Raw genomic sequence first — 15603 nt, forward strand, 5'->3', positions numbered from 1 at the left:
TCCGGGGCCGGGGAGCGGAATGGGTGGGCGTGCCGAGCGGCACAGCCCTCCAGTCTAGCCTCGGGCGACGGATGCCGCGTGTCGGCGGTGCGCGGCAGACTGACCGTATGCCGACCGGTTCGTCCCAGCTCTCGCGCGCGGTGCGCCTGCACTCGCACGGGTTCCGCACGCCGGCCGACGACGCCGTGAGCGTCGTCGAGCGCCTCGGGGCGATCCAGGCGCAAGACCTGGGCGCCGCGAAGTGGGTGATCGGGTCGCGGATGACGCGGCCGACGCCCGACGCGGTGGATGCGGCGCTCGCCGAGCGCCGGGTCGTGCGCTCGTGGCCGATGCGCGGCACGCTGCACATCCTCCCGGCGCGGATGCTGCGCCCGACGCTCCGACTCACCGGCCCGCGTGTGCTCGCGAACGCGCGGCTCCGGCACGAGCGGCTCGAGCTCGGCGAGACCGAGTACCGCCGTGCACGCGACGCGGTCGAACGCGAACTCGCGGGCGGCGGCACGGCCACGCGCGACGAGCTCTCCGGACTCTGGCGGGCGGCGGGCATCGACGCGAACGGCCCGCGCACGTACCACCTCATCTGGTGGCTCGCGCTCGACGGCGTGCTCTGCGGCGGACCGGTCGACGGGCGACTCCAGCACTTCGCGCTGCTCGACGAATGGGCCCCAGTCGGCGCCGGCGAACCCGACTCGGCTGAGCAGACGCTCGCCGAGCTCTTCACGGCCTACGTGCGCGGGCACGGCCCGGTCACGCTCGCCGATTTCGCATGGTGGAGCGGGCTGACGATGCGCGACACGCGGACCGCCCTCGATGGCGCGGGCGACCGGGTCGAGCGGTTCGTCGATCGACCCGCCGACGACGGGCCCGAGCGCTACGTCGCGGCCGGTGCGACGGATGCCGCGGCATCCCGCCCGAGCGGGGCGCTCGCGCTCGCCGGGTTCGACGAGTACTACCTCGGCTATGCCGATCGCTCCCCCGTCTGCGATCCGGCGTTCGGCGACCTGGTGATTCCCGGCGGCAACGGGGTGTTCCAGCCCACGCTGGTGCTCGATGGGCGCGTGGTCGGCACGTGGAAGCGGTCGGGCACCGCGGCGAAGCCGCGCATCGAGCTGCGGTGGTTCGAGTCGAAGCACGCCGCGGCGGCATCCCGCTTCGAGCGACCCGTCCGGGCGTGGGCGGGCTTCCAGGGCATCGAGCTGCAGGGCATCGATTCGACGGCGCCGTGAGCCGGGGCGGGCGGCGCTCCGGTCCTCATGGCCGGTCGCCCCGAACGCCCGCGTGGACGAGTTCCCCTCGGCTCGACAGACGAACGAGGGGCCGCACCGGCATCCGCCGGCGCGACCCCTCGGTCCTCATCCGCCCGCCCGCGCACGGCGGCCGGACGGGAACGCGCTCAGTCCTGGACGAGCGCCGCCTGCAGCTCGAGCGTGATGGTGACCTGCTCGCCGAGGAGCACGCCGCCGGTCTCGAGGGCCGCGTTGTAGGTGAGGCCGAAGTCCTCGCGGTTCACGACGGCCTTGGCGGTCGCCCCGCCCTTGTAGTTGCCGTACGGGTCGCCGCCGAAACCGCCGAAGTCGAAGTCGAACGTGACGGGCTTGGTGACGCCGCGCATGCTGAGCTCGCCGTCGACCTTGAACTCGCCGCCCTCGACGCGGACGCCGGTCGAGACGAAGTCGATCGTCGGGTGCTGCTCGGCCTCGAAGAAGTCGCCGGTGCGCAGGTGCGCGTCGCGGTTGGGCTCGTTGGTGGTGATCGAGGCGACCTCGGCCGATGCGGTCACGCGCGAGTCCAGCGGGTCCTCGGCGGTGATGAACGTGGCGTCGAAGCGCTCGAACTTGCCCTTGACCTTGCTGATCATGAGGTGGCGGATGCTGAAGCCCACCTCGCTGTGCGTGGGGTCGATCTTCCAGGTGCCGGCGCGGTAGCCGGGGATCTCGAGGGTCGTCGCGGTCGTCGTCATTCGGGTCTCTCTCCCAGTCGTTGCGTTCCGGGCCGGGTGGCCACGATGAATGCAAACGCATGGACCGTTCGGATCTATTCCCCGACGTCCGAAGCGATCTCGCGGCGGAGTTCCATGACGCGGATCGCCGCCTCCTCGAGCCGCTCCGACGGGATGCGCCCGTCGGCGACCGCGCCGGCGATGGAGGCGGCCAGCCCCTCGACGCTGATGCCGAACTCCGACGGGTCGGCGGGCAGCACGTAGAGCAGCAGGTCGCTGCCGGCCGCGATCGCCCGGATCGCGTTCTCCCCCGGGTCGGCGTACTCGGCGAGCCCGTTGTGCTGCAGCATCAGCATGTCGTCGGTGACGAGAACGCCGTCGAAGCCGAGCTCGTCGCGGAGGATCCGGTGCCACTCCGGCGAGAGCGAGGCGGGCGCGGCATCCACGGCCGGGTAGCTGAGGTGGCCCGTCATGACGAGTTCGACGTCGGCGTCGATCGCCGCCTGGAAGGGCACCGCCGGCCCGGCCCGCCACTCTTCGAGCGACAGCGGCGCCGCCGGCACCGAGACGTGCGAGTCGCCCGGGGCGGCACCGTGGCCCGGGAAGTGCTTGACCGTGCTCGCGACCGCGCCGCGCTCCCCGTCGACGGCCGCCGCGACGTGCTCGGCGGACGCCTGCGGGTCCGTTCCGAGGATCCGGTCGTAGATGAACGAGGACGGATCGTCGGTGACATCCGCCACGATGCCGAAGTTGACGTTCACGCCGGATGCCTCGAGCGCCGACGCCCGCGCCGCGAACGCGTCGCGCGTCGCCGCGGCCGGCTGGTCGCGGAGCTCGTACGGCGCCGGCGCCGGGTCCCAGGCGATGCGGCTGACGATGCCGCCCTCCTGGTCGATGCCGATGAGGGTCGCCGCCTCGGGATCGGCCTGCAGTGCGCTCGTGAGCCCGGCGAGTTCGGCCTCGGAGCCCGGGACGTTGTCGCCCATCAGGATGACCCCGGCGATGCCCCGGTCGATGAGCGCGCGCATCGCAGCGGGGTCGGTGCCGGGCGCGTGCAGCATGAGCAGCGATGCGGCACGTTCCTGGTCGGTCATCGCGCCGACGCGCTCGGCCGCCCATTCGGCGGGCGTCGGCGGGGTCGGCGTCGGCGTCGGCGAGGGCGTCGCAGCGGTCTCGCGCGTGGCGGGCGGCGCCGACGCGCCGGGGCTCGCACAGCCGGCGAGCAGTGCGGCGCCGAGGGCGACCGCGGCGACCGCCGCGACCGATGACGAACCCGCTCTCCGACGCACCCGCGGGAGTCTACGCGGCACGGCTGGACGACTCCCGGACTCGCGCGGTGGAGACTGGACGGGTGAGCGACGACCACGACCTCGGCCCGGAGCAGGCCGTGCTCCGGCGGCATGCGGCGGACGCCACGCTGATGGCGGGAGGCGCCACGGCCATCCTGCTGCAGCTCGCCGACCCGCGCGTCGCGGCCGGAGTCGCCCGCCACAGCCGGTTCCGCGACCGCCCCCTCGACCGGCTCGTCGGCACCCACGCCTACCTCACGGCGCTCGTGTTCGGCGACGAACGCGACATCCGTCACGTCTCGCGGATCGTCGACGCGCGGCACGCGCGCGTCCGCGGCGACGGCGAGCACCCGCATCGCCCCGCGTACGACGCGCGCGACGCCGACGCGCAGCGGTGGGTCGCCGCGACGCTCCTGGCCGTCGCGCTCGACCTCGAGGAGCGCCTGAGCGGCTCCCGGCTCGACACGGCGACCGCCGACGCGCTCGTGCGCGGCTATGCGCCGATCGCCGCACGCCTGCAGGGCGGGCCGGCCGGATGGCCCGAGACGCGGGCCGAGTTCGAGGCGTGGTGGGATGCCCGGCTGGCGGACCTCCGCGTCGGCGACGACGCCCGCTCGGTCGCCCGCGACCTGCTCGCCGGCACGGGCCTGCCCCCGGCGCTCGTTCCGCTGATGGTCCCGGTCCGGCTGGTCACCGCGGGCCTCCTGCCGCCGACGCTGCGCGCCGCCTACGGCATGAACTGGACGCCGCGCATCCAGCGCACCGCCGACGGATGGCTCACCGCCATCGCGGTGCTCCGGCGCGTCGTGCCGGCGGAGATCAGGGCCATCCCGACGCGGGCATCGCTCCGACGGCTCCGTCGCCGCAGCCGCTACGCTGAGGGTGACCTGCGAGGACGAGGATGACCCAGCACGCACCGCACCACGACGAGCCGCTCGACGCGATCGACCGGCGGATCGTCGCGGAGCTCAGCCGTGACGGGCGGCTCTCGGTGCGAACCCTCGCGGAGCGCGTGCACATCTCGCGGACCGCCGCCCACAATCGGGTTCTCGCACTCCAGCAACGCGGGGTGATCACCGGCTTCGGCGCGCAGATCGACCGCAAGTCGATCGGCCTGAACATCTCGGCGCTCGTCGTCGTCCGCATCGGCGACGTGTCGTGGGAATCGATCGCGGCGAAGCTCGCCACGCTGCCGTTCGTCGAGAAGGTGCAGGCCGTCTCGGGCGACATCGACATCATCCTCACGGTGAGCGCTCCCGACCACGAGCAGCTCAGCCAGGCGATCCTGCGCGACATCCACGACATGCCCGGCGTCGTCTCGACGCGCTCGCACCTGATCCTGGAGGAGATCGACGGGCGACCGCCCGCGCAGTCGCTGGACATCTGGCGCTCCTGAGGCGCTCGCGGCGGGACGATCGGTCCGTGTTTCGCCGTTCCCGTGCCGATCGTTCACGGTTGCCCCGCACTCCGAGCGAGGGGGGTCCAGACTGTCGCACCATGGCCACATGAGCCTCAACGTCGAGCATCACGAGCCACGCGTCCTCCCCTCCGAGAAGCCGATCCGGCTCCTCGACAACGCCGGGCACGCACTCCACGGCCGCGAGACCGGCGGGTTCGAACTGCCGCCCGTCGAGCGCCTGCTCGACCTCTACCGGCGCATGGTCATCGCGCGCCGCTTCGACGTGCAGGTGACCGCGCTCACCAAGCAGGGGCGCCTCGCGACGTATCCGTCGGCGTACGGCCAGGAGGCCTGCGAGATCGGCGTCGTCTCGGCGATCACGGCCGACGACTGGCTGTTCCCGACCTATCGCGACAGCATCGCGCTGCTCACGCGCGGCCTCGAGCCCGGTGAGATCCTCCAGTCCTTCCGCGGCGACTGGCACAACGGCTGGGACCAGCACGCGCACCGCACGGCCGCCATGGCGACGCCGCTCGCGACGCAGGCCCTGCACGCCGTCGGCCTCGCCCACGCCGCGCGCCTGCGCAACGACCCGATCGTGACGCTCACCTACCTCGGCGACGGCGCCACGAGCGAGGGCGACGCGCACGAGGCGTTCAACTTCGCGGCCGTGTGGCAGACCCCGACCGTGTTCCTGGTGCAGAACAACCAGTTCGCGATCAGCACGCCCATCGCCCGCCAGACGCACGCCACGACGCTCGCCGACAAGGCCGTCGGCTACGGCATGCCCGGCTACCACGTCGACGGCAACGACGTCGCGGCGATGTTCGCCGTCGCGACCGCCGCGGTCGACCGCGCACGCTCGGGCGGCGGCCCGACCCTCATCGAGGGCCTCACCTACCGCATCGAGTCGCACACGAACTCCGACGACCCGACCCGCTACCGCGCCCCGCGCGACGTCGAGCACTGGAAGCGCCGCGACCCGATCGAGCGCCTCGAGAAGTACCTCGTCTCCGAGGGTGCGCTCACCGACGACGTTCGCGCCGAGATCACCGAGGCCGGCGAGACGCTCGCCGCCCGTACGCGCGACGCGATGAGCGAGTCCCCCGAGCTCGACCCGCTCGAGCTCTTCGACCACGTCTACGCGACCCCGCGCGCCGCGCTCGCCGAGCAGCGCTCCGCCCTCGAGGCCGAGCTCGCCGCCCACGCCGGGCACGCCGCGCACGCCCGCGAGGAGGTGGCCGCCCGATGAGCACGCCCGTCACCGAGCCCGCGACGGATGCCGCGGCATCCGCCCCCCAGCCCCTGACCATGGCGGGCGCGCTGAACGCCGCCCTCCGCGACGCGATGGCCGACGATGACCGCGTCGTCGTCTACGGCGAGGACGTCGGTCCGCTCGGCGGCGTCTTCCGCGTGACCGACGGCCTGCAGGCCGCCTTCGGCGACGAGCGGGTGTGGGATTCGCCGCTCGCGGAGGCGGGCATCGTCGGCACCGCGGTCGGCATGGCGATGTACGGGCTGCGCCCCGTCGTCGAGATGCAGTTCGACGCGTTCAGCTACCCGGCGTTCGAGCAGATCGTCTCGCACGTCGCGAAGATGCGGAACCGCACCAAGGGCCGCGTGAGCCTGCCCATGGTGATCCGCATCCCCTGCGCCGGCGCGATCGGCGGCGTCGAGCACCACTCCGACTCCTCCGAGGCGTACTGGGCCGCGACGCCCGGCCTCACGGTCGTCATGCCCTCGAACCCGGCCGACGCGTACTCGATGCTCCGCGAGGCCATCGACAGCGACGACCCGATCGTGTTCATGGAGCCGAAGAGCCGCTACTGGTCGAAGGCCGAACTGTCGCTGCCGGTGCGCACCGCACCCATGAACCGGGCGCAGGTCGTCCGCGAGGGCACCGACGTCACGCTCATCGCGTACGGCCCGACCGTGCGCACCGCGCTGGATGCCGCGGCCGCCGCCGAGGCCGAGGGGCTCTCGATCGAGGTGGTCGACCTCCGGAGCCTCTCGCCGTTCGACGACGAGACCGTCGGCGCGTCGCTGCGCAAGACCACGCGCGCGGCCGTCATCCACGAGGCCGCGCAGTTCGGCGGCTACGGCGCCGAGGTCGCCGCGCGCCTGACCGAGCGGAACTTCTTCCACCTCGCCGCGCCGATCCTCCGGATCACGGGCTACGACATCCCGTACCCCTCGCCGAAGCTCGAGGAGCACTACCTGCCGACGCCCGACCGAGTGCTCGAGGCGCTCGCCTCGTGGGAATGGGACCTCGCATGAGCGCACGCGAATTCATCCTGCCCGACCTCGGCGAGGGCCTGACCGAGGCCGAGGTCGTCGCCTGGCTCGTCGCCCCCGGCGACGAGGTGAGCGTCGACCAGCCCGTCGTCGAGCTCGAGTCTGCGAAGTCGGTGGTGCAGCTGCCCACGCCGTTCGCCGGCGTCGTCGAGTCGCTCGGCGGCGAGGTCGGCCAGGTGCTGCACGCCGGCCAGGTGCTCATGCGCCTCGCCCCGATCGGCGCCGAGGTCGACGCCGCGAGCGCCGGCGAGACGACGGATGCCGCTGCGCCGGCCGCTGCGGTCGGCGTCGCGTCGCCTGCGCACGCCGAACCGGTCGCGGCGGAACCCGGCATCGCCGTGCCCACCGAGGCCGCCTCCGAGGAGTCCGGCGCAGTGCTCATCGGCTACGGGACCCGCACGAGCGCGGCGACCGCGAGGTCGGCCTCGGCGCCCTCCCGGTTCGGCCGGCGCCGGAGCGATGGGGAGACGCCCGAGGCATCCGAGCCGGCCTCGTCGACCACGGGTCCCGACGCACCCTCGGACGCGTCAGCCCCCGGCACCGGCCGAGCGATGGACGAGACCGCGGAGACCGAGGGCCTCGGGCACGACGACGAGACGCGTGCGCTCGCCGAGGCGCACGCCGCGCACACGCTCGAGCACGGGCGCCACTCCCCCGTCATCTCGCCGATCGTCCGGCGGCTCGCCCGCGAGCACGGGTTCGACGCGAGCGAGCTGCTCGGCAGCGGGCCCGACGGCCTCGTGGTCCGTGCCGACGTCGAGGCGTTCATCACCGAACTCGACGAGGCACGCGCGGGTCGCGGCACGGCTCCGGCGATGCCGTCGGTCTCCTCCGTCGCCGCGACGCCCTCGGCTCCCGCTGCTCCCGCGGCACCGCGCGCCGGCGAACAGCGGGTCCCGCTCGACCGCATGCAGCGTGCCGCCGCGGCGCACTTCACGCGTTCGCGTCGCGAGATCCCGGAGGCGACCGTCTGGATGGACGTCGACGCGACCGAGCTGCTCGCCGCGCGTCGCCAGCTCAACGCGGCCACGGGCGAGAAGTTCGGCATCACCGCGCTCGTCGCGCGTTTCGCGATCGCCGGGCTCCGGCGGCATCCGTCGCTGAACGCCAGCTTCGACGCCGACCGGAACGAGCTCGTCCTGCACTCGGGGATCAACCTCGGACTTGCAGCGCAGACCCCGCGGGGCCTCCTCGTGCCGGTCGTGCACGGCGTCGAGCGGATGTCGCTGCGCGAGTTGCGCGATGCGATCGAGGCTCGCACCGACCAGGCGTCGACCGGCGCCTTCCCGCCCGATGCGCTCACGGGCGGCACGTTCACGCTGAACAACTACGGCACGCTCGGCGTCGACGGCTCCGCCGCGATCATCAACCATCCGGAAGCCGCGATGCTCGGCATCGGACGACTCGTCGAGCGGCCATGGGTCGTCGACGGCGCGATCGCGGTGCGCTCGGTGACCGAGCTCACGATCTCGTTCGACCACCGGGTGTGCGACGGTGCGGAGGCAGCCGCCTTCCTCACCTTCATCGCCGGCTGCATCGAGCGACCGATCTCGCTGCTCGCCGACCTCTGAGTCCGGTCCGAACCTCCGGGTCCGGCCGCTGCCCCGGGGTGGGCGCGACATGGCGAAGGCGCATCCGGGTGGATGCGCCTTCGCCGTTTCCGGGCTCCGGCCGGTCTAGAAGAAGTCGTCGGGAGTGCCTGCGGCACGCTGGACGTCACGGGTCTCGATGCGGGCCGCCTCGAGCTTCGCGACCGCGACGCGGAGGCCGGACTCCATCTGCGCGGCCCAGGCGTCGGACTCGCGCGCACTCGTCTCGGCGCCCCGAGCGCGTGCCTCCGCGGCATCCGCCGACCGCCGGGCTTCGGCGACCTGCCGCAGCGCGAGCGAGATGCCGTAGTAGGCGGCGACCATGGTCGCGATCGGCGCCGCGACGATCGCGAGCGCGGCGATGCCGGAGGCATCGGGGCTGAACGCGACGACGAGGGCGAACGCCAGGAACAGCGCGGCGATCGCCACGAGGACGACGAGCATGAAGCGGAGGTCGCGGCTCCATGAACCGCGCTTCGCCGACGCGTCGGCCCGGGTGTCGGAGGTCTCTGGTTCGGGCTGGAAGACGACGGTGTCGCCGTAGGCGCCGTCGCCGCCCGTGTGGTCGACGGGCCGGGTCGTCGTGTCGCTCATGTCGCGCAATCCCCCAGTGTTGGCATGTCCCCCAATTGTGGGCCGGGCCGGTGGGGCGGTCAAGCAAGCGCGCCGCTTCCCGGCGGGCCGGAATGTCGGTGGGTCATGAGAACCTCTCGACATGGGAATCGTCGAACTGATGCAGGCCAGGGAGCTCGCCGTGGGCGACGTCCTCGTCAGCGCGACCGGCGGCTCGTACGAGATCACCAAGGTCGCCCGGGTCGGGCGTGGCATCCGCGTGCAGTACCTGACGGAAGAGGGGCGGCAGGGCCGCTTCACCGCAGCACCCGAGTTGATCATCCGCGCGCGCCGGTCGCACGCCACGCACGCCGCCTGAAGCGGGGTACCGGCAGGGCCTCCCTGCCCGGCCTCGCGGCACGTACGGTGAGCCGGGTGAGCGAAATCCTGATCCTCGGCAACGGCGTCCGCATCCCGGCCATCGGTCTCGGCGTCTTCCAGAGCCCGCCCGACGAGACCGCCGCCGCGGTCGAGACCGCGCTGCGCATCGGCTACCGTCACATCGACACCGCCGCCGCCTACGGCAACGAGCGTCAGGTCGGCGAGGGCATCCGCCGCTCCGGCCTCGACCGCGACGACGTCTTCATCGAGACGAAGGTGTGGCCGAGCGACTACGGGTACGACGAGACGCTCCACGCCTGGGAGAAGTCGACCCGGAAGCTCGGCGTCGACCGACTCGACCTCCTGATCCTGCACCAGCAGGCCGCCAACCTCTTCGACCGCACCATCGCCGCCTATCGGGCGCTCGAGTCCCTCCTCGCCGACGGCCGCGTGCGCGCGATCGGCGTGAGCAACTTCACCCCGGCCGCCCTCGACCGGCTCATGGCGGAGGTCGACGTCGTGCCCGCGGTCAACCAGGTCGAGCTGCATCCGTACCATTCGCAGCCTGCGCTGCAGGAGGCGCACGCCGCTCGGGGCATCCTCACCCAGGCGTGGTCGCCGATCGGCGGCATCACCTTCTACCCGGGCCCGTGGGGCGACGAGCGGCGCAACGTGATGCAGGACGAGACGATCGGAGCGATCGCCGCCGCGCACGGCAAGTCGCCCGCGCAGGTCATGCTGCGCTGGCACGTCCAGCAGGGCCGCTCGGCCATCCCGAAGTCGACGAACCCGGCGCGCATCGCGGAGAACTTCGACGTCTTCGACTTCGACCTCTCGGCGGACGATCTGGCGCGCATCGACGCGCTCGACACGGGCGAGGGCAGCGGGCCCGACCCCGACCGGGAGTTCGGCGAGCGGATGCTGTTCCCGATTCCGGAGGACTGACGACACAGCGCCGCTCCGGATTGCGCGGCGGGATCGCCGCCGTCTGGAAGGATCGTTGCCATGTCTGACGCCACCGTACGCCGTTCGAACTGGACCGCCTGGGCCGCCTTCTGGACCGCGTTGGCGGGCCTTCTCCTCATGCCCATCCCCCTGTTCATCGGGTTGATCCTCGGCGGCGGGCTTTCGATCGTCGCCGCGGTCTTCGCGGTGATCGCCCTGTTGAAGGGCCTCGCACGCAGCGGCGCGGGCATCGCACCCGTCGTGTTCGCCGCGATCTTCATCGCGCTCACCTGGGCCGGCATCTCCGCCGGCGGAGGCGTCATCTGGTGATGCCGCGTCGGGGCTGACCGCGCGAGAGGAGCGAGCTCTGGTTTTCGCGTCAGACTCTCCGTCCCAGTAGGGGGCGTCCCTCCGACAACGCGATGGCCGGCTCCACCACATTCAGCGCACTGTCGCGGCGACCCTCGCGAGCGCTTCATCGGATGCGACTCGGACCGGTCCGCCCGTCCGCGCCGACTCGAGGACGGCCTCCGTCAGGCGCGCGGCACGCAGGCCGTCGGCGAAGGTCGGCAGCGTGTCGGAGACCTGACCGCCGATGGCGGCGTAGGCGTCGGCGACGAAGTCGTTGAAGCACTGCTGGTACCCCTGGGGGTGGCCCGCCGGAACCGGCTCGAGGCCGACGGGCGTGGCGATGGCCTTGGACGGGTTCCGCGTGATGAGGCGGCTCTCATCGCGGCGACCGATCCATGCGCGTTCGGGCAGCTGCTGGTCGAACTCGTAGCTCTCGTCGGGTCCGTCGAAGGAGAAGTAGAGCCGGTTGTCGCGCCCGGCGCTGGCCTGGCTGACGACGAGGGAACCGAGCGCACCGTGGTCCGTCGTGAAGGTCAGCACGGCGCCGTCCTCGGTCAGGTTCTGCGCCGCACCGCCCTCGCGCTCGAACGCGTTGCCGACCAGGGCCGTCACCGTCGTGATGCGATGACCGGTCACGAACTCCATGAGGTCGCACCAGTGCACGCCGATGTCGCCGAACGCGCGGCTCGCGCCGCCCGCGGCGGGGTCGACCCGCCAGTTCGTCTGGTCGGCACCGCCGAGCCAGTCCTGCAGGTAGCTGCCGTGAAGCATCCACAGGCGATTTCCGGGGAGGAGACGGATGCGCTCTCGGATCTCGCGGACGAGGCCGTAGTACCGGTAGATGAACGGGACCGCGGCGACGGGGACGTCGCACTGGTGGCGCGCGAGCGCTTCGGCGTCCTCGACGCTCGTGGCGAGCGGCTTCTCGACGATCACGCCGATACCAGCGTCGATGATCTCCTCGGCCTGCTCGCGGTGCAGGGCGTTCGGGGTCGTCACGTGCACCACGTCCGGGCGGAGGTCGATCAGCTCGCGAACGCTCCCGAACGCCGCAGCGCCCGGCCGGTTCGCCACGAAGTCGGCGGCGCGGTCGCGGTTCGAGCCGGTCACGCCGACGAGCTGGTGCCCGCCGGAGGCGATCGCCTGCGCATGGACGCGTGCCATGAACCCGGTACCGATGATGCCTGCGCGGATGGACATGTGTGACTCCTGACGTGAGGTGACGGGGACGCCACACCCAGTATCCGCCAGTTATGCGCGGAACACACATAAGTGTTTGCTATTCAGGACATAAGCACCGCGGCTACCTCGTCGGCCGCCCGATTCGACGCTCGACCGTCGGCGGGCGTCAGCCCTCGTGGGCGTATTACGGCCAGGGCAGGAAGCGGCGCTCGCCCCGCCGGTCCGGGCCCTCGAGCGACACCTCGCCCGTCGCCGCCCACTCGACGCCACGCGGGAACATCCGGATGAACTCGATCCGACGGAACGTGTCGATGTCGTGGCCGATCGTGATCGTGAAGGAGCGGCCCGCCCCGTACTCGTTGATCCACGCGATCGGCTGGTCGGTGTTCATGCCCGGCAGCGCCGCGACGCCCTCGGGCGGGATCGCCACCGGGTAGTGCGACATCGGCCACATCGGAGCTCGCTCGTACGACTCCAGGTCGTCGAAGGTCGTGAGCAGCACCTGCGCGCCCTCGTACAGTTCGACGCCGGTGAGGATGTCATCGCCCGTCACCGTCCAGGTCTCGCTGATGCCCTCGGTGATCGGATGCCGCGGATCGGCGGTGCGCAACAGCGCCTCGCCCCACGGTCGAGGCCGCAGACCGCCGGCGACCGTCAACTTGGAGCCGCGCATGAGGTTGTACTCCTCCGGGTAGCCCCAGTCGTCCTCCTGCGCCGCCGAGCCGTGGAACCACACGATGCCCTGGCCGTCGTCGTGCACGAAGCGCAGCAACGCGGCATCCGTCTCGGGGCCGAACCCGACGGCCTTCTCGTGGTACCCGTCGCGCCCCTCGAAGACGACGATGACGACGTCGTACCGGTCGATGACCTCGGCGCCGAGCCCCCGCGGATCCTCGACGACGCGGACGCGGAACCGCCCGGTGTCCTCGAGGAGCGTCGTCAGCCACTCGTTGTGCCGGCGGAAGCTGCGGAACTCGTTGTCGTGCTCGCGGGTCATGTGGCCCGAGAGGATGAGGACGTTCAGGACGTCGGCCACATCAGCCCTCCGACCGAGTCGAGAACGCGGCGTCGAACGCGGCGTGGGACGGAGTGATCTCGGCGAGGTCGCGCACGAACGCGATCGCCTGCTTCGCGCCGACCAGGCGATCCATGCCGGCGTCCTCCCACTCGACGCTCGTCGGGCCGTCGTACCCGACCGCGTTCAGCGCCCGGAACAGCGGATTCCACTGCACCGCGCCGTGACCGGTCGACACGAAGGTCCACCCGCGACGCGGGTTCGCCCACGGCAGGTGCGATCCGAGCACGCCGTTGCGGCCGTCGAGGTTCGTGACCGACTCCTTCACATGGACGTGGAAGATGTGGTCCGCGTAGTCGAGGACGAACGCGACCGGGTCGAGCTGCTGCCAGATGAAGTGCGAGGGATCGAAGTTGAATCCGAACACCTCCGGCCGGCCGATCGCGTCGAGCGTCGCCTGCGCCGTCCAGTAGTCGTAGGCGATCTCCGATGGGTGCACCTCGAGCGCGAACCGCACGCCCACCTCCTCGAACACGTCGAGGATCGGGTCGAACCGGTCCGCGAAGTCCCGGTAGCCGGCGGCGATCATCTCATCGCTCGCGGGCGGGAACATGGCGACGTACTTCCAGATCGACGACCCGGTGAACCCGGTGACGGTCGAGACGCCCAAGGCGGCCGCGAAGCGGGCGGTGTCCTTCAGCTCGTCGGCGGCGCGCTGTCGCACGCCCTCCGGGTCGCCGTCGCCCCAGACCCGATCGTTCAGGATGTCGCGGTGCCGCTGGTCGATCGGGTCGTCGCAGACCGCCTGGCCCGCGAGGTGGTTCGAGATGGTCCAGACCTTCAGGCCGTTCCGCTCGAGGATGTCCAGGCGCGACTGCACGTACGCCGCCTCATCCCACCGCGAGACGTCGATGTGGTCGCCCCAGCAGGCGATCTCGAGGCCGTCGTAGCCCCATTCGCCGGCGAGGCGGGCCACCTCCTCGAAGGGCAGGTCGGCCCACTGGCCGGTGAACAGGGTGATCGGGCGCGACATCGCGTCTCCTTCGTCTCGTTTCGGTTCGATGCCTCGGACTAGTGGCGGGCGGGTTCACCCACGGAGGTCCACGCGGAGTCGCGCTCGGCGCTCCGCTCGACGGCGTCGAGCACGCGTTGCACGGCGAGCCCGTCCGCGAAGGACGGATGCGGGTCGGTGCCGGCGACGACGGCCTCGACGAGATCCTTCGCCTGGTGGACGAATCCGTGCTCGTACCCGAGCGTGTGACCCGCCGGCCACCAGGCCGACACGTACGGATGCGACGGCTCGGTGACGAGGATCGTGGTGAATCCCTGCACGCCCTCCGGGGCGGAGCGATCGAAGTACTGCAGTTCGTTCAAGCGCTCGAGGTCGAACGCGAGTGCGCCGGCATCACCCGATACCTCGATCGTGAGTGCGTTCTTGCGCCCGGTCGCGAACCGCGTGGCCTCGAAGGAGGCGAGCGCACCTTCCGCGAGGCGACCCGTGAAGATCGCGACGTCGTCGACCGTGACCTCGCCGAAGCCCTCGGCGGCGACGCCCGAGAGCCCCGACCCGGACCCCTGCAACGGTCGTCGGGCGATGATCGTGTCCAGGGTGCCCGACACCGCGTCGATCGATTGCCCCGTCACGAACCGGGTCATGTCGATGAGGTGCGCTCCGATGTCGCCGAGTGCGCCCGAACCGGCGTGCTCCTTCTGCAGTCGCCACGCGAGCGGCATCGCCGGATCGACAAGCCAGTCCTGCCGGTACGCCGCGCGGACCTGCTGCACGCGGCCGACTCGCCCCTCTGCGATGAGGTCGCGGAGGAGCGTGACCGCCGGGAGGCGACGGTAGGTGAAGCCGACGAGCGCGCGCACCCCGCGCGCCGACGCGCGCGCCGCGGCATCCGTCATCGCCTCGGCGTCCTCGACCGAGTTCGCCAGCGGCTTCTCGCACAGCACGTGCTTGCCGGCCTCCAGCGCCGCGATCGCGATCTCGGCGTGCGAGCCTCCGGGGGTCACGATGTCCACGATGTCGATGTCGTCGCGGGCGACGACATCGCGCCAGTCGGTCGCCGACTCGGCCCAGCCCCAGTGCGCTGCGTCCCGCGCCACGGCGTCGGCGTCGCGTCCGACGACCACGGCCATCTCGACGTCGTCGGGCAGGTCGAACACCCGCGGCGCCTGGCGCCAGCCCACCGAGTGCGCCGCGCCCATGAACCCGTGGCCGATCATGGCCACCCGCAGGGTCATGCGAGGACGAGTTCGCGCTCGACCGGCACCCGGTTGGTGACGTAGCGGCCGGGACCGCCGTCGACGCCGGGCATGATCTGCATGTACAGCAGGCGCATGGTCAGCACGACCTCGACGGTCAGGGTTTCCCCCGGTTCCGGGGTTCGGCCGAGGTCGATGACGACGTCGGGCCGGTCGGCGACGAACCAGAGGGTCTCCCACTGCTCCGGGAGTTCCTCGATGCGGTATTCGCGACCCTGGAGCACGAACCGCAACCGGTCGCGCGGGATCTCCGTCCCGTCGACGGATGCCGCGACATCGTCGACCGCCGAGAGCCACAGGCTGCGGTACCAGGGCAGCTGCACCGAGACGGCGATGCCGTGGTCGGTGCGCCGCACGTCGTGCTCGCCGAAGAGCGAGTTGTGAGTGGCCATGGGGTG

At 71.9% G+C, this 15603-nt stretch carries 17 protein-coding genes; 9 read left to right on the forward strand and 8 right to left on the reverse strand.

Annotated features, from left to right (window positions below; all coding sequences use genetic code 11):
- Positions 1 to 107: 107 nt before the first annotated feature.
- Complete coding sequence (locus GJ743_RS13125; protein ID WP_196216999.1) at positions 108 to 1226, forward strand: winged helix DNA-binding domain-containing protein; 1119 nt, start codon at positions 108 to 110, stop codon at positions 1224 to 1226.
- A 167-nt stretch (positions 1227 to 1393) separates the two neighbouring features.
- On the opposite strand, the gene GJ743_RS13130 is transcribed toward GJ743_RS13125, so the two are convergent.
- Positions 1394 to 1960, reverse strand: coding sequence for a YceI family protein (locus tag GJ743_RS13130; RefSeq protein ID WP_155052366.1), 567 nt, complete (start codon positions 1958 to 1960; stop codon positions 1394 to 1396).
- Between the two features lie 74 nt (positions 1961 to 2034).
- The gene (locus GJ743_RS13135; RefSeq protein WP_328289172.1) at positions 2035 to 3228 is read right to left on the reverse strand and encodes a glycoside hydrolase family 3 N-terminal domain-containing protein; all 1194 of its coding nucleotides are present in this window, start codon (positions 3226 to 3228) and stop codon (positions 2035 to 2037) included.
- A gap of 62 nt (positions 3229 to 3290) precedes the next feature.
- Here GJ743_RS13135 and GJ743_RS13140 point away from each other — a divergent pair, with 62 nt between their 5' ends.
- The 5 genes from GJ743_RS13140 (at position 3291) to GJ743_RS13160 (ending at position 8493) form a co-directional block, all read left to right on the forward strand.
- Complete coding sequence (locus tag GJ743_RS13140; RefSeq protein ID WP_196217000.1) at positions 3291 to 4133, forward strand: oxygenase MpaB family protein; 843 nt, start codon at positions 3291 to 3293, stop codon at positions 4131 to 4133.
- Positions 4130 to 4624, forward strand: coding sequence for an Lrp/AsnC family transcriptional regulator (locus tag GJ743_RS13145; RefSeq protein ID WP_155052368.1), 495 nt, complete (start codon positions 4130 to 4132; stop codon positions 4622 to 4624). The genes GJ743_RS13140 and GJ743_RS13145 overlap by 4 nt, the downstream gene beginning before the upstream one ends.
- 109 nt (positions 4625 to 4733) lie before the next feature.
- Complete coding sequence (gene pdhA / locus GJ743_RS13150) at positions 4734 to 5879, forward strand: pyruvate dehydrogenase (acetyl-transferring) E1 component subunit alpha (RefSeq protein ID WP_155052369.1); 1146 nt, start codon at positions 4734 to 4736, stop codon at positions 5877 to 5879.
- Positions 5876 to 6904, forward strand: a complete 1029-nt coding sequence (locus GJ743_RS13155; RefSeq protein ID WP_155052370.1) for an alpha-ketoacid dehydrogenase subunit beta — start codon at positions 5876 to 5878, stop codon at positions 6902 to 6904. Before pdhA ends, GJ743_RS13155 begins: the two co-directional genes overlap by 4 nt.
- Positions 6901 to 8493: a dihydrolipoamide acetyltransferase family protein gene (locus GJ743_RS13160; RefSeq protein WP_230386776.1), complete on the forward strand. Its 1593-nt coding sequence runs from the start codon at positions 6901 to 6903 to the stop codon at positions 8491 to 8493. Before GJ743_RS13155 ends, GJ743_RS13160 begins: the two co-directional genes overlap by 4 nt.
- Before the next feature lie 105 nt (positions 8494 to 8598).
- On the opposite strand, the gene GJ743_RS13165 is transcribed toward GJ743_RS13160, so the two are convergent.
- A complete protein-coding gene (locus tag GJ743_RS13165) occupies positions 8599 to 9105 on the reverse strand; it encodes a hypothetical protein (RefSeq protein WP_155052372.1) in 507 nt (168 codons plus the stop codon).
- A gap of 121 nt (positions 9106 to 9226) precedes the next feature.
- On the opposite strand from GJ743_RS13165, the gene GJ743_RS19655 reads away from it, so the two are divergent.
- The 3 genes from GJ743_RS19655 to GJ743_RS13175 are packed head-to-tail and all read left to right on the forward strand — an operon-like array spanning position 9227 to position 10719.
- Positions 9227 to 9442: a hypothetical protein gene (locus tag GJ743_RS19655; protein WP_230386777.1), complete on the forward strand. Its 216-nt coding sequence runs from the start codon at positions 9227 to 9229 to the stop codon at positions 9440 to 9442.
- Between the two features lie 56 nt (positions 9443 to 9498).
- Entirely contained in the window at positions 9499 to 10389 is an 891-nt protein-coding gene (locus tag GJ743_RS13170) for an aldo/keto reductase (RefSeq protein WP_328289173.1), read from the forward strand.
- A 60-nt stretch (positions 10390 to 10449) separates the two neighbouring features.
- Positions 10450 to 10719, forward strand: a complete 270-nt coding sequence (locus GJ743_RS13175; RefSeq protein ID WP_155052374.1) for a hypothetical protein — start codon at positions 10450 to 10452, stop codon at positions 10717 to 10719.
- Between the two features lie 111 nt (positions 10720 to 10830).
- Here GJ743_RS13175 and GJ743_RS13180 read toward each other — a convergent pair whose 3' ends face one another.
- From GJ743_RS13180 to GJ743_RS13200, 5 genes are all read right to left on the reverse strand, one after another.
- Positions 10831 to 11940 carry a Gfo/Idh/MocA family protein gene (locus tag GJ743_RS13180; protein ID WP_155052375.1) on the reverse strand — a complete coding sequence of 370 codons (1110 nt, stop codon included), beginning with the start codon at positions 11938 to 11940 and terminating at the stop codon, positions 10831 to 10833.
- A gap of 166 nt (positions 11941 to 12106) precedes the next feature.
- Positions 12107 to 12958, reverse strand: a complete 852-nt coding sequence (locus GJ743_RS13185) for a ThuA domain-containing protein (protein ID WP_328289174.1) — start codon at positions 12956 to 12958, stop codon at positions 12107 to 12109.
- 1 nt (position 12959) lies between these two features.
- Positions 12960 to 13970 (reverse strand): sugar phosphate isomerase/epimerase family protein, encoded by a 1011-nt coding sequence (locus tag GJ743_RS13190; RefSeq protein ID WP_155052376.1) that lies wholly within the window; start codon positions 13968 to 13970, stop codon positions 12960 to 12962.
- 38 nt (positions 13971 to 14008) lie between these two features.
- Entirely contained in the window at positions 14009 to 15184 is a 1176-nt protein-coding gene (locus GJ743_RS13195; protein ID WP_230386778.1) for a Gfo/Idh/MocA family protein, read from the reverse strand.
- Complete coding sequence (locus tag GJ743_RS13200) at positions 15181 to 15597, reverse strand: C-glycoside deglycosidase beta subunit domain-containing protein (RefSeq protein ID WP_155052377.1); 417 nt, start codon at positions 15595 to 15597, stop codon at positions 15181 to 15183. Before GJ743_RS13200 ends, GJ743_RS13195 begins: the two co-directional genes overlap by 4 nt.
- Between the last annotated feature and the right edge of the window lie 6 nt (positions 15598 to 15603).

The sequence above is a fragment of the Agromyces bracchium genome (genome assembly GCF_009709675.1).
In the GTDB taxonomy this organism is placed as follows: domain Bacteria; phylum Actinomycetota; class Actinomycetes; order Actinomycetales; family Microbacteriaceae; genus Agromyces; species Agromyces bracchium.

Bases quoted from the DNA above. Each gene is read 5' to 3' on its own strand.
- GJ743_RS13125 (WP_196216999.1), top strand. From the start codon at position 108: ATGCCGACCGGTTCGTCCCAGCTCTCGCGCGCGGTGCGCCTGCACTCG.
- GJ743_RS13130 (WP_155052366.1), bottom strand. From the start codon at position 1,960: ATGACGACGACCGCGACGACCCTCGAGATCCCCGGCTACCGCGCCGGC.
- GJ743_RS13145 (WP_155052368.1), top strand. From the start codon at position 4,130: ATGACCCAGCACGCACCGCACCACGACGAGCCGCTCGACGCGATCGAC.
- pdhA (WP_155052369.1), top strand. From the start codon at position 4,734: ATGAGCCTCAACGTCGAGCATCACGAGCCACGCGTCCTCCCCTCCGAG.
- GJ743_RS13155 (WP_155052370.1), top strand. From the start codon at position 5,876: ATGAGCACGCCCGTCACCGAGCCCGCGACGGATGCCGCGGCATCCGCC.
- GJ743_RS13160 (WP_230386776.1), top strand. From the start codon at position 6,901: ATGAGCGCACGCGAATTCATCCTGCCCGACCTCGGCGAGGGCCTGACC.
- GJ743_RS13165 (WP_155052372.1), bottom strand. From the start codon at position 9,105: ATGAGCGACACGACGACCCGGCCCGTCGACCACACGGGCGGCGACGGC.
- GJ743_RS19655 (WP_230386777.1), top strand. From the start codon at position 9,227: ATGGGAATCGTCGAACTGATGCAGGCCAGGGAGCTCGCCGTGGGCGAC.
- GJ743_RS13175 (WP_155052374.1), top strand. From the start codon at position 10,450: ATGTCTGACGCCACCGTACGCCGTTCGAACTGGACCGCCTGGGCCGCC.
- GJ743_RS13180 (WP_155052375.1), bottom strand. From the start codon at position 11,940: ATGTCCATCCGCGCAGGCATCATCGGTACCGGGTTCATGGCACGCGTC.
- GJ743_RS13190 (WP_155052376.1), bottom strand. From the start codon at position 13,970: ATGTCGCGCCCGATCACCCTGTTCACCGGCCAGTGGGCCGACCTGCCC.
- GJ743_RS13195 (WP_230386778.1), bottom strand. From the start codon at position 15,184: ATGACCCTGCGGGTGGCCATGATCGGCCACGGGTTCATGGGCGCGGCG.
- GJ743_RS13200 (WP_155052377.1), bottom strand. From the start codon at position 15,597: ATGGCCACTCACAACTCGCTCTTCGGCGAGCACGACGTGCGGCGCACC.